Raw genomic sequence first — 13,130 nt, 5'->3', positions numbered from 1 at the left:
AGTCGTCGAATCCAGGAGCCGGATGCGACAGCGGCCCGCAGAATACCTGCAGGCCGCCGTCTCCGTCTTCATCGTGCCGCGCCGGTGCGCGGTGCGATCCCTGCGCCCGCTCAGGCCTGCGTCACGGCCTGGGTCCCGGTGTCCTGGGCCGCGCCGACCTGGATCCGTCGCGGCGTGGTCTCGGGACGCTTGGGAATGCTGATCTCCAGCACGCCGTTGTGGCCGGTCGCGGTGATCGCATTGGCATCGGCGCTGTCGGGCAGCGAGAAGCGACGGTGGAACTGTCCGGTCGCACGTTCGATGCGCGAGAACCGCGGTTCGCTCCGGCCAGCTTCGGCATCGCCAGCAGACTCGCCGCCGACATGGGGCCGGCGCTCGCCCTTCAGGCTCAGGATGCCCTTGTCCATCCAGATCTCGACGTCCTGCGGATCGATGCCCGGCAGGTCGGCCAGGATCACGAACCGGTCGCGCTCTTCGTGGATGTCCACGCGCGGGACCCACTGGCTGGTGACGACCGACGACTCGTCCTGGGCATCGCCGCCCTGCACGAACTGGTCGAAGAATCGCCGCATTTCATCCTGGAACGTCGCACGCCCGGCGAAGGCCGGCTGGCGGGCGACAGCACGATAGGCTTCATGTCGCATGGAGTGGCTCCGTGTTGAAAAGCGGCCCCGTCGGCCGCGATGTCCGAAAATTGGGGAACGGGCCCGACGCTTTCAAGAGCGCTCGCATCGACGCCACGCGCGAGCGGATAGACTGCGTTCACCCTGTTGCTTGCGAGCCCCCCATGACCATCCAGATCGGCGACGCCATCCCCGAAGTCACCCTCAAGCACATCCACGACGGCGTGCGCGTCATCGACACCCCGACCGTGTTCTCCGGCAAGCGCGTACTGCTGTTCGCCGTCCCCGGCGCATTCACGCCGACCTGCTCCGAACGCCACCTGCCCGGCTTCGTCGAACACTTCGAAACGTTCCGCGGCCGCGGCATCGACGTGGTCTGCATCGCCGTCAACGATCCGTTCGTGATGCAGGCCTGGGGCGAAAGCGTCGGGGTGCCGGACGGGCTGCAGATGCTCTCGGACGGCAATGCCGACTTCGTGCGCGCGCTCGGCCTGGAGATGGACGCGACCGCCTACGGCATGGGCACGCGCGCCAAGCGCTTCGCGCTGTACGCCGACGACGGCGTGGTGCGCCATCTGTTCGTCGAGGCCCCGGGCGAGTTCAAGGTGTCTTCGGCCGAGCACGTGCTCGCGCATCTGGACTGAGGCATCGGGCGGCAGCGCCGCCCGATGCTACGGCGCCACGTGGAAGGCGACGCTGCGCCAGGCGCCATCGTCGGCGAGCGCGGTCAGTTCGTGGCGGCCGGGGGTTTCGAGCTCGGTGCGCAGCCAGCGTGCGCCCTGGGTTTCACCGATCCAGCGTCCGTCGAGCAGCCACTGCACCCGCGACTCGGTGCCCAGCGCCCGCAATTGCAGCCGCACGCCATGCGCGCTGCCCGGTGGCCGCACCAGGGTCACGCCGGGCTCCAGGCCCTCGATGTGCAGAGCGGCCGCGGTCTGGCGGCCGTCGGGCCGGCAGTCGGGTGCCAGCGCAGGCAATTGCGAGGCCCGCCGCGTGGCCGCGGGCAGCCAGGGCGAGACCAGGGCCGGCCAGCGCGCGATCTCGCGCGATGCGCGAGGGTGCGGGGCCTCGCACTCGGCCGACAGCCGCTGCCCGCTGCGCGGGTCGATCTCGAAGCGCAGCCGACCTGCGCTCCAACGCCCTGCATCGCGCTCGGCGAACGTTGGCGGCACATTGCCGTCGAGGATCCAGGCGGTCAGCCGGCGCTGGCACAGCGGGGCGGGCTGGGCATCGGCCGCGGTGCCCAGCGGCCAGCAGATATCGAGTTCCCGCACGTTGCGCGGCGGCGGCACGCGCAGCGCGTCGCCCCGCCCGCGCGGGAGGCTGTCGACCGTCTCGAGCAGCAGCGGCAGCGCAGTGATCGCGCCGTACTGTCCCGGCAACGGCGTGCCGTCGGGACGCCCCACCCAGACACCGACCGTGTAGCGATGGGTGCCGCCGATCGCCCAGGCATCGCGATAGCCGTAGCTGGTCCCGGTCTTCCAAGACACCCGCGGCCGGTCGCCGGTGTCGAACGTGTCGGCGCGCTCGCCCGGCCGATCGGCCGCTTCGAGGATTTCGCGCACGATCCAGGCTGCCCCCGGCGACAGCAGTCGGCGGTCGCGCAAGGCCGGGCCCGGGGTATAACGCACGCGCCCGGCGATGCCATCGCGATGCAACGCGGCATGGGTGCCGACCAGTTGCTCGAGCGTCGCGCCGGTGCCGCCCAGAATCAACGACAGGTTCGGCACCGCGCCGCGCGGGAACCGCAGTGTGACCCCGGCATTGTCGAGCCGCGCGGCGAAGCGCGCCGGACCGACTCGGTCGAGCAGGTCCACCGCCGGCACGTTCAACGACAGGCGCAACGCATCGGCGGCCGCGACCGGCCCATTGAACGCGGCATCGAAGTTGCCCGGGCGATAGCCGCCGAACGACTGCGGGGCATCGACCAGCAGGCTGGCCGAGTGGATCAGCCCATCGTCGAGCGCCATGCCGTAGAGGAACGGTTTGAGCGTCGAGCCGGGCGAGCGCCAGGCGCGCACCATGTCGACATGGCCCAACCGCGCACGATCGCCGAAGGCGACCGAGCCGACATAGGCCAACGCCTCCAAGTTGCGATTGTCGACCACCAGCAGCGCCGCGGAAGTGCGCTCGGGCAACTGCGAGAAGTAGCTGGCGACCCGCTGCTCGAGCATGCGCTGCAGACCGATGTCGATCGTCGAAACGATCCGCGCCTGCCCGGGATGGGCGGCCCGCAGCCGCTGCGCGAGCAACGCGGCATGCAACGGCGGCCGCAGGCTGCGCGCCACGACCGGCTCGATCTTCGCATCGTCGACTTCCGCGCGCGTCCAGACCTCCAGCGCGACCATGCGCTCGAGTACCTTGTCGCGCGCCGTGCGCGCCGCCTCGGGTGCGCGGTCGGGGCGCAACCGACTCGGCGCCTGCGGCAACACTGCCAGCAACGCGGCCTCGGCCCGCGACAACCGGGCCGCCGGCTTGCCCAGATACGCCCAACTGGCCGCCTCGACCCCCTCGATGGTGCCGCCGAACGGCGCGCGCGTGAGGTACAGGGTCAGGATCTCGTCCTTGGACAGATGCGCCTCGAGCTGCAATGCCCGCAGCAGCTGCACCAGCTTGCCGCGCAGCGTCCGCCCGCGTGCAGGCTGCGGATCGAGGATGCGCGCGACCTGCATGGTCAGCGTCGAACCGCCCGACACGATCCGCCCGCCCCGCGCCCATTGCCAGGCCGCACGCGCCATCGCCAGCGGATTGACGCCCGGATGGCGCTGGAACCAGCGATCCTCGTAGCCGAGCAGCGCCTGCAGATAGTAAGGCGACACGCTCTGCGGCGTGGCCGGGTGGCGCCAGACCCCATCGGCATCGGCGAACGCGCGCAACGGCGTGCCGTCGCGCGCGACCACCAGCACGCTGGTGTCGTCGCGTGTGGGCAGTTGCGGCGGGAATGCCAGATCGAGTGCGAGCAGCGACAGCAGCAGCGCAACCGTTCCCCAGCGCAGCCCACCCAGCGCGCGGCGCCACCAGAGCTGGCGCGCCGCCGTCCCACGCGCAGGCGGATTCACGCCGACCATCGCACAGCGCGCGCCGCCCCCCGTTGCTTCGCCTGTGCGCTCAGGGCTCGACCACCGTGATCGTCGCAGGCGTCGCAACGCCGACGCCGCGCAGCTGCGGCCGGTACATGTCCTCGACCAGCGGCGGCGGCACGGTGTAGGTGCCGGGGCTGACCGCGCGGACCAGGTAGAACAGGCGTGCGGTGCGGCCGCTGTCGAGCTTGAGCGCGGCGACGAAGCGGTCGTCGCGGTACTCCTCGTGCTGCACCGTCGCCTGGCTGCCACGTTCGGTGATCCGGATGCCGTCGACCACGACGTCGGCCCACTGCTTGCCGTCGCCGAGGTTGAAGTTCTCCACCTCAAGGCCCGCCGGCAACAGGTCGGTCAACAGCGCATCGGGCATGTCGCGGTCGGCGACCACCGAGACCGCGACGATCAGCGCTTCGCCTTCGGTCAGCGGCCCGGGCGTCCACGGCTGGCCGTCGGTGCCGTAGAGCCGACGCTCGACCTTGAGCGCACTGGCATCGGCGGCCGGCGCCTGCAGCGGCACACCCGCGACGTCGATGCTGGCGTACATCGGCGGTTCGCCCTTGGGCACGAAGCGCACGCCGCGACGCAGCCCGGCCTCGTCGAAGGCACGCCCGACGATCGCCGCCGGGGCGATCGCCTCCTCGACCTCACCCTCCTGCAGGGTACCCGACACCCGGCGGCTTTGATCGGCCATCAGCGCCCGGCCCAGCCGCGCGATCGCGATCTGCTCCTGGGTGCTCAGGTACATCCAGCTGCGCTGCCGACGGGCGTCGATCTCGCGGCCGATGTCGACCGCACGGGCGTCGTAGGCGGACTTGGCCATGGCGCGCTCGTGGGTCAGCGCGATCATCAGCGAGGCATCGCGCAGCGGCGAGCCGTAGTCCCACAGATAGCCCGGACGGTCGCCCTTGAACGCGAAACCGGCGTCGATCGCCCGCTCGCCGCGGGCCTTGTCGCCCTGCAGCGACAGCGCCAGGCCCAGATGCACCAGCGGCAGGCCGGTCCGCGTCTTCGCGCGCTCGTTGTCGTAGAGCCCGCGCAGCGTGCCCAGCGGCGCACGGTTGACCCGCGCGAGCACGTAGCCGGCGTAGGCCTGGTAGGCGAAGCGCAGGTGGTCGCGCTCGTTCTGGCCGTAGAATCCGTCGCCGCCCGACAACAGGTCTTCGGACAAGCGCTCGAGCGCCTTCTGCAGCACGGCTTCCGGCACCGCGAAACCTGCGTCGCGGGCGTCGAGCAGGAACTCGACGATGTACGGCGTGAGCATCGGATTGACGTCGCCGTCGTTGCCCCACATCGAGAAGTGGCCGGTGCCGACCTGCATCGCCGCCAGTCGCCCGAACGCGGCCTCGACCACCCGGCGCCGTTTGCCGGCATCGATGTCGCGGATGCCGAGCATCGAGACGGTGGCATCGTCGAGCTGCAGCGCCGCGTAACCGCGACTGGTGGTCTGCTCGGCGCAACCGTAGGGATAGTGCAACGCCCCATCGATCGCGGCCGCGAACGGAATCGGCGGCAGCGCGCTGACCGAAATCCGCGCCGTGACCGAGCCGGCCATCAGCCCGGACATCGTGGTGGTGTCGAGGGTCAGCGGCGCGGCGCCGTCGAGCACCCGCGTGCTCGAGCGCAACACCGCCGGCCACGCCGGCCGCACCGGCAGGTCGTAGCTGCGATCGACCCGGTGGCCGTTGCCATCGACGCGCACGCGGACCTTGGCGACGGTGTAGCCGGGCTGCGCGGTCACCGGGAAGCGCAGCGTTGCCTTGCCGCCAGCCGCCAACGAGACGCGACGACTGCCCTCGCCGACCGCCAGCGGCCCCACGCCGTCGACGCGGACGTCGAAGTCGCCTGCCCGGCCGCTGAAATTGGTCAGGTCCAGGGTCACCGTGCTGCGGTCCCCGGGCGCGAGCACCCGCGGCATGCTGGCCTCGGCGACGACCGGCGCCCGCACCAGGGTCTCGACGTCGCGGCTGCCATAGCGGTCGGCCGAGAACACCAGGGCCGAGACCCGCAGCGTGCCGTTGAAGTCGGGCAGTTGCAGCGGCACGCGCGCATTGCCGCGGGCGTCGAGCTTCACCGGGCCTGCGAACAGATCGACGGTCTGCACGCGTGCGGTGGGGCGACGGGCCTGCGGCAGCGAGGCCAGCGGCGCGTCACCGCCGAAGCGCAGCTTCGCCGTGCCGCCCTCGTAGCTTTCGATGATCCGCCCATAGACATCGTAGGCATCGACGCCGAACCGGCGCTGCGCGAAGAAATGCCGCCAGGCGTCGGGCACCGGGAAGCGGGTGATGTTGAGGATGCCCACATCGACCGCCGACACCGTGACCCAGGCCGACTGGCCGGCCAGTTCCGGTGCGCTCACAGTGACCTGCATCGGGCCCTCGGGGCGGATCTGTTCCGGCGCGCGCAGCCCGACCGCGACCCGGCGCTCGCGGCGCTGCATCGGCACATGCGCGATGCCCACCGCACGCGCCGGCGTGACCGCGCTCGCGGCACTGCCGCCGCGGAACACCAGCGCGGTCACGTAGACGTCGTGACGCTCCCAGTCCTCGGTGACCGGAATCTCGAACGTACTGCCCGGCTTGGCATCGATCTCGTGCAGATAGAGCATGCGGTCGCTTTCGACCATCAGCAGGCCCTTGCCCGGATGCGGCGGCGTGACCGTGACGCGCATCGTGTCACCGGCGCGGTAGCCGGTCTTGTCCAGCGCGACCTTGACCTTGTCGGGGCGCGCGTCGAGCCCGCGGTTGTCGTCGTCCCAGCCCCAGCCGGCGCGGAAGGGATAGCGCGAGACCAGCTTGGTCTGCGGGTCCTCGACATCGATGCGGTACTCGCCCCACTCCACCGGCACATCGAAGCGCGCGGCCGCGGTACCGGCATCGACGCTGCGTGTGTCCACGGTCTCGAAGCGCTGCGTGTACTCGTAGCGCCAGCCATCGTCGTCGTTGCGCCAGTGGTAATCGCGGTGCTCGCGCACCAGCGACACCTTCAGGCCCTGCAGCGGCCGAGGCTTGCCGTCCTGGCCCACGCGCACCAGTTCGAAGCGTGCCGTACCGTTGGCGTCGGCGCCGTCGTCAGGATCGAACAACGGGCGCACGCCGACCAGCGCCTCGGCTGGCCACAGCACCCGCTTGAGCGTGCGGTTGACGCTGCGCCCGCCGGTTTCGAACAGGCTGCCGGAGACGATCGCGGCGATCGGCGTGACCGGTCGGGCCTCGTCGGGCAACGCGATATCGACCTGCAGGCGACCCTGCGCATCGAGCGCCTGATCGACGACATCCTTGGCCTCGCGCGGCAGCGTCACGGTCGGGTCGCCGAAGACGAAGCCCGGCAGGCCTTCGACCGGCGTGCGCTCGACAGCGACCGCCAGCCGGGCGGTGAAGCGGTTGCCCGCCGCCGGTGCGCCGTAGAGATAGGCGCCGGTCGCCTGCAGCCGCAGCGGCTGACCCGGGCGCAGCGTCGCCTGCGCGGCGTCGAGGTCGAGCTTCATCCGCTCAGGCAGGAACTCCTCGATCCGCAAGGTCATGCCCTGCACCGCCTCGCGGCTCGCCGGATCGGTGCGGAACTCCACGCGCCAGCTCCCGGTCGGCGCATCCACCGGAATCTCCTGCTCGAACCGGACGTAGCCGCCCTCGCCCGGTTCGATGCGGCGTTCGAGGAAGGTCTTGCCATCGGGCTGGCGCAGGCGGGCGAACAAGGTCTGCGCGCGGCCGTCCTTCGCCTGCACCGGGCGTCCGTCCTGGTCGCGCAGCAGCGCCGAGACACGGACCGTTTCGCCGGGGCGGTAGAGATCGCGTCCCGACCAGGCGAACACATCGAACCAGGCCTGCGCCCGGCCGCCGACTGCGAACTCCGACAGGTCCAGCGCCGGCTGGTTGAACGGCAGCATCGACACGTCGCCGCCCCGGGTGGCGACCAGCACATGCGCTGCGTCGAGCGTGTAGTCGAGCATTGCATTGCCGCGCGCGTCGGTCTTGGCGCGGAAGACCGTCTCGCCCTTGCCGTCGAGGACCTTGAGCTCGGCATTGCCGATCGGCGCGCCGTCCTGCAGCGACGCGGTATGTACGAACATCCGCTCGCGGTAGGCGCGTGCGTGCAGGCCGATGTCGCTGACGGTGAAGAACGCGGTCTCGAACTGGTCGGCGAACGCACCGGTGCGCTTCATCACCGCGAAGTACAGCCCGGGCTGCTGCAGCTCCTTGATGCCCTGCAGCGGCAGGTAGGTCAGCACGCGCTCGTTGCGCGCACCGTCGATCGAGAAGCGATTGACGTAGACCGGCTGAGCCAGCTTCGACAGCGGCGTGCGGCCGCTGTAGCCGTAGCGATCGTCGAGGTCCCAACTGCCGCGCCGACCGCCGCGCTGGTACTGGGCGAAAAAGGCCGGCAGCGAAGCGTCGTCGACGCGCAGGAACTCGACATCGACCTCGTCGACGTTGATCGAGACGATCGGCAGGCCACGCGATTCCTTCGCCGGCAGCACGCTGCCCTGCGATGCGAAGCCGACCACCGGGTCGAGATCGCCGGTGAACACCTTGCGCTCGAGATCCTGGCCCAGCGTGCTGCCGTCGGCCGCGGTCAGCGTGCCGGAAATGCGCACTGTGTAGTCGCGGTTGGCCTCGACGTGCGGGAAGCGCAGCACCTTGCCGTCATCGTCGAGCGTCCAGCTGCCGTCACGGCCGGCATTGTCGGCCAACGTCACCAGCGCATCGAAATCCTGCGTGCCGACCAAGGGCTGCGAGAACTCGAGCGCCAGCGACAGCGCGCCATCATGCTGGTCGGGAAACGCCCGCGCCAGGCCGAAGCCCTCGACCTGCGCGCGCTCGGTGCGGATCGCCTCGCCGCCTGCGGCGGGTACCTGACCACCGGCATCGCGCCGGCAGCCGGCCACGAACGCGACTGCCGCCACGAGGGCCAGCACCGCGACGCAACGGGCGCCAATGCGCCCCCACACTCTGATCGACATTCCAATTCCCCGCCTGGCAACCGGCGCAGTATAGGAATGCAAAGGGCCCGAAACCGGGGTCAGAGTGCCTTTTCCTTGCGAAAAGCACGCTGACCCCGGTTTCGGGCCCGGTTTGGCGCCGCCGTCAGGCGTCGGGCGTCTGGGCGTCGATGGCGGCGGCCGGGGCGTCGCCCGCAGGCGGCGGTGCGATCGGGTCGGCGGTCTCGTCGTCGATCGCGCCATCGACGCGTTCGATGCCCTGCAGGCGCTCGTCCTTGGACAGGCGCATCAGGGTCACGCCCTGGGTGTTGCGGCCGACCCGGGCGATCTCCGAGGCGCGGGTGCGCACCAGGGTGCCGCCGTTGGAGATCAGCAGCACCTCGTCGGCGTTGCGCAGCAGCACCGCACCGACCAGGCGACCGTTGCGCTCGGTGGTCTGGATGCCGATCACGCCGCGCGTACCGCGGCCCTTGCACGGGTACTCCGACAGCGGCGTGCGCTTGCCGTAGCCGTTCTCGGTCGCGGTGAGGATGTAGCCGATATCCTCGCCGGCGCCGGTTTCGACCACCACGGCCTCGCCGTTGGCCTCACCGCTCGCTTCGGGCGCCGCGTCCTCGACCGTCTCCTCGAAGGTCTCGTCCTCGATGCCGCCCGCGCTCTCGGCGACGATCAGACTCACGACGTGCTCGCCGGCATCGAGCCGGATGCCGCGCACGCCGCCGGCGGTGCGGCCCATCGAGCGCACGCGGTTCTCGCTGAAGCGCACCGTCTTGCCATTGGAGGCGAACAGCAGCACATCGCGGTCGCCGTCGGTCAGCGCGACGCCGACCAGCGCATCGCCATCGTCGAGGCGGATCGCGATCTTGCCGCGCGCCAGCCTGTAGGCGAACTCGGTCAGCGGGGTCTTCTTGACCGTACCGCTGCGGGTGGCGAAGAACACGTACTGGCCTTCGACGTACTCACGCACCGGCACCACGGCCTGCACCTTCTCGTCGGCCTCGAGCGGAATCCAGTTGATGATCGGCCGCCCGCGCGCGTTCGGGCCGGCGTCGGGCAGCTGGTGCACCGGCAGCCAGAACACGCGGCCGGCGCTGGTGAACGTCAGCAGCGTGTCGTGGGTATTGACCAGCCACAGCTGCTCGATGAAATCCTCGTCCTTGGTCGCCGCCGCGTTGCGGCCGCGGCCGCCACGCTTCTGCGCGCGGTAGGCGCTGACCGGCTGGCGCTTGGCGTAGCCCGAATGGGACAACGTGACCACCACGTCCTCGGGCGCGATCAGGTCGAGGATGTCCAGATCCTCTTCGCTGGCGCGGATCTCGCTGCGGCGCTCGTCGCCGAACTCGGCCTTGACGTTGCGCAACTCGGTGCGGATCACCTCCAGCAGCACGTCGGGATCTTCGAGGATCTCGATCAGGCCGCGGATGGTCTCCAGCAGCTGACGGTACTCGTCGGTCAGGCGGTCCTGCTCCAGCCCGGTCAGGCGGTGCAGGCGCATTTCCAGGATCTGCTGCGCCTGGGCCTCGGTCAGCTGGTAGCTGCCGTCGATCAGGCCCACGCCATCGGGCAGGTCCTCGGGACGCGAGGCCTCGGCGCCGCTGGCGGCGAGCAGCGCACCGACCAGCCCGGCGTCCCAGCGCCTGGCGAGCATCCGCTCGCGGGCGACGTTGGGATTCTCCGAGGTCTTGATCAGCTCGATCATCTCGTCGATGTTGGCCAGCGCGACCGTCAGGCCTTCGAGGATGTGCGCGCGGTTGCGGGCGCGGCGCAGCTCGAAGATCGTCCGGCGGGTGACCACCTCGCGGCGATGGCGGACGAACGCCTCGAGGATCTGGCGCAGGTTCAGCAACTGCGGGCGGCCGTCGACCAACGCCACCATGTTGATGCCGAACACCGACTCCATCTGCGTCTGCGAGTAGAGGTTGTTGAGCACGACCTCGGCCGACTCGCCGCGCTTGACCTCGATGTAGATGCGCATGCCGTCCTTGTCCGACTCGTCGCGCAGCTCGCTGATGCCCTCGAGCTTCTTTTCCTTGACCAGCTCGGCGATCTTCTCGATCAACCGCGCCTTGTTCACCTGGTACGGAATCTCGGTGACGATGATCGACTCGCGGCCATTGTCGGCCACCTCGACCTCGGCCTTGGCGCGCATGCGCACGCGGCCACGACCGGTGCGGTAGGCCAGATGGATGCCGCCCACGCCGTTGATGATGCCCGCGGTCGGGAAATCGGGGCCGGGGATGTATTCCATCAACCCGTCGATGTCGATCTCGGGGTTGTCGATCAACGCGATCAGTGCGTCGACGACCTCGCCCAGGTTGTGCGGCGGGATATTGGTCGCCATGCCGACCGCGATACCGGCCGAGCCGTTGACCAGCAGGTTCGGAAAGCGCGTCGGCATCACCGACGGCTCGAGCTCCTTCTCGTCGTAGTTGGGCTGGAAATCGACCGTTTCCTTGTCGATGTCGGCCATCAACTCGTGCGTCAGGCGCGACATGCGCGCCTCGGTGTAACGCATCGCCGCTGCCGAGTCGCCGTCGACCGAACCGAAGTTGCCCTGCCCGTCGACCAGCAGATAGCGCAGCGAGAACGGCTGGGCCATGCGCACCAGCGTGTCGTAGACCGACTGGTCGCCGTGCGGGTGGTACTTACCGATGACGTCACCGACGATACGCGCCGACTTGTAGTACGGCTTGTTGCTGTGCGCGCCGAGCTCGTTCATGGCGAACAGCACGCGGCGGTGGACCGGCTTGAGGCCGTCGCGGACGTCGGGGAGTGCGCGCCCCACGATCACGCTCATCGCGTAATCGAGGTAGCTGCGGCGCATCTCGTCTTCGAGATTGACGGGAATGATTTCTTTCGCGGAATCGACCATCTAGAGGGCTTGCATCCTGTCTGCGCGGCCCGGTTTTTCCGGCATCGACGCAAGGCGCCGACGCTGCGCGTACCGGCCGCCGGCGACGCGATCAAAATGACAGGAAATCATAGCACAAACGCCATGCCCGGCCCAGGGTTTCCGACGTAAAAACAAGCACTTGGCTAATCGCGAGGCCAGGCAACAGGGGCCTGGGGCCCGCTTTCCGGCCCCGTCCCGCAGCCAGCGCGCTGAAACGCACGGTGGTGCAGCGGCGCCGCAACAGGCGCCGCTGTTCAGCCGAACAGCGCGCGCATGGCCTCGGTCGTCGGGCGCTCGACGACCCCGCGCTCGGTCACGATCGCGTCGATCAGCGTTCCCGGCGTCACATCGAACACCGGATTCCAGGCCTGGATACCGTCGGCGACCGTGCGGCTGCCGCCCACGCCGAACAGCTCGCCCGGGTCGCGCTGCTCGATCTCGATCATCTCGCCCGACGCCGTGTCCATGTCGACGGTCGAGGACGGCGCGACGACCATGAACTTCACGCCATGGTGGCGGGCGGCGATCGCCAGCTGATAGGTGCCGATCTTGTTGGCGGTGTCGCCGTTGGCGCAGATGCGGTCGGCGCCGACCACCACCCACTGCACGAAGCCGCCCTTCATCAGGTGCGAGGCGGCGGAATCTGCGATCAGTGTCGCGTCGATGCCGTCCTGCTGCAGCTCCCACACCGTGAGCCGTGCGCCCTGCAGCCACGGCCGTGTTTCGCCAGCGAAGACCTTGGCGATGCGTCCTTGCGCCATGCCCGCGCGAATGACACCCAGTGCGGTGCCGAAGCCGGCAGTGGCCAGCGAGCCGGTGTTGCAATGGGTCAGCACCCCACTGCCCGGCGCGATCAACGCCGCGCCGAGCGCGCCCATGTGGCGGTTCGCGGCGAGGTCTTCGTCGGCGATCGCCTGCGCCTCGCGCGTCAACACGTCGCGCCAGTCGCTGCCTGCAGCCGCCAGCACCCGGCGCATGCGCGCCAAGGCCCAGGCCAGGTTCACCGCAGTCGGGCGCGCAGCGTTCAACCGCTGCAGCGCCGGCTCGAGCTTGGCCAGCGCAGCCGCGCCGTCCTCGACCTCGATCTCGCGCGCCGCCAGCACCGCCCCCCAGGCGGCCGCGATACCGATCGCCGGCGCGCCGCGCACCGTCAACGCGTGGATCGCCTGGGCGACCTCGTCGCTGGTCGTACAGGTCGCATGCTCGACCACGAACGGCAGCTTGCGCTGGTCGAGCAGTTCGAGCGTGTCGCCGGTCCACAGGATCGGACGGATGTGGTCGTAGCGATCGAAATCGAGGGGGGATGCGTTCATGGGGGCATTGTAGTTCGGGGCGGTTGGATTGCTGTTGAGCAGGCTGCATGGGGGCTCCCGCGCCCCGCTCCTACCCCGCCAGACCTCGGTGCCCTGCTCGATTCTGGCTCTGGCTCTGGCTCTGGCTCTGGCTTTGGCTTTGGCTTTGGCTTGGCAGACTCAACTTCCAAGTGCACACCCGGCGGAGTGTAGGGTGTCGCGATGGGAAAACAGTACAGCCACCTGAGCGCGGAAGAGCGCGCAGTGCTTCAGGTCGAGCGCAACCGCGGGACGAGCCTTCAGGAG

6 protein-coding genes are annotated in these 13,130 nt (G+C 69.8%); 1 reads left to right on the top strand and 5 read right to left on the bottom strand.

What is annotated here, in order from left to right; genetic code table 11:
* Positions 1 to 110: 110 nt before the first annotated feature.
* A complete protein-coding gene (locus ABE505_RS10000) occupies positions 111 to 572 on the bottom strand; it encodes an Hsp20/alpha crystallin family protein (RefSeq protein ID WP_346444416.1) in 462 nt (153 codons plus the stop codon).
* A gap of 215 nt (positions 573 to 787) precedes the next feature.
* Here ABE505_RS10000 and ABE505_RS09995 point away from each other — a divergent pair, with 215 nt between their 5' ends.
* Positions 788 to 1,267, top strand: coding sequence for a peroxiredoxin (locus ABE505_RS09995; protein ID WP_346444306.1), 480 nt, complete (start codon positions 788 to 790; stop codon positions 1,265 to 1,267).
* Between the two features lie 27 nt (positions 1,268 to 1,294).
* On the opposite strand, the gene pbpC is transcribed toward ABE505_RS09995, so the two are convergent.
* From pbpC to mtnA, 4 genes are all read right to left on the bottom strand, one after another.
* Entirely contained in the window at positions 1,295 to 3,628 is a 2,334-nt protein-coding gene (pbpC, locus tag ABE505_RS09990) for a penicillin-binding protein 1C (RefSeq protein WP_346444414.1), read from the bottom strand.
* Positions 3,629 to 3,731: 103 nt separating this feature from the next.
* Positions 3,732 to 8,660 carry an alpha-2-macroglobulin gene (locus ABE505_RS09985; protein ID WP_346444305.1) on the bottom strand — a complete coding sequence of 1,643 codons (4,929 nt, stop codon included), beginning with the start codon at positions 8,658 to 8,660 and terminating at the stop codon, positions 3,732 to 3,734.
* 124 nt (positions 8,661 to 8,784) lie between these two features.
* A complete protein-coding gene (gene gyrA, locus ABE505_RS09980; protein ID WP_346444304.1) occupies positions 8,785 to 11,511 on the bottom strand; it encodes a DNA gyrase subunit A in 2,727 nt (908 codons plus the stop codon).
* Positions 11,512 to 11,786: 275 nt separating this feature from the next.
* On the bottom strand, positions 11,787 to 12,845 hold the full coding sequence (mtnA, locus tag ABE505_RS09975; RefSeq protein WP_346444303.1) for an S-methyl-5-thioribose-1-phosphate isomerase: 1,059 nt from the start codon (positions 12,843 to 12,845) through the stop codon (positions 11,787 to 11,789).
* Positions 12,846 to 13,130 lie beyond the last annotated feature (285 nt).

The sequence above is a fragment of the Luteimonas sp. TWI382 genome, assembly GCF_039674545.1.
Lineage (GTDB): Bacteria > Pseudomonadota > Gammaproteobacteria > Xanthomonadales > Xanthomonadaceae > Luteimonas.
Note: the sequence above shows the minus strand (reverse complement) of the source record. Positions and strands in the feature narration are given on the sequence as shown.

Coding starts and splice junctions, on each gene's coding strand:
- gyrA (WP_346444304.1), bottom strand. CDS start 11,511: ATGGTCGATTCCGCGAAAGAAATCATTCCCGTCAATCTCGAAGACGAG.
- mtnA (WP_346444303.1), bottom strand. CDS start 12,845: ATGAACGCATCCCCCCTCGATTTCGATCGCTACGACCACATCCGTCCG.
- ABE505_RS09985 (WP_346444305.1), bottom strand. CDS start 8,660: ATGTCGATCAGAGTGTGGGGGCGCATTGGCGCCCGTTGCGTCGCGGTG.
- ABE505_RS09995 (WP_346444306.1), top strand. CDS start 788: ATGACCATCCAGATCGGCGACGCCATCCCCGAAGTCACCCTCAAGCAC.
- ABE505_RS10000 (WP_346444416.1), bottom strand. CDS start 572: ATGCGGCGATTCTTCGACCAGTTCGTGCAGGGCGGCGATGCCCAGGAC.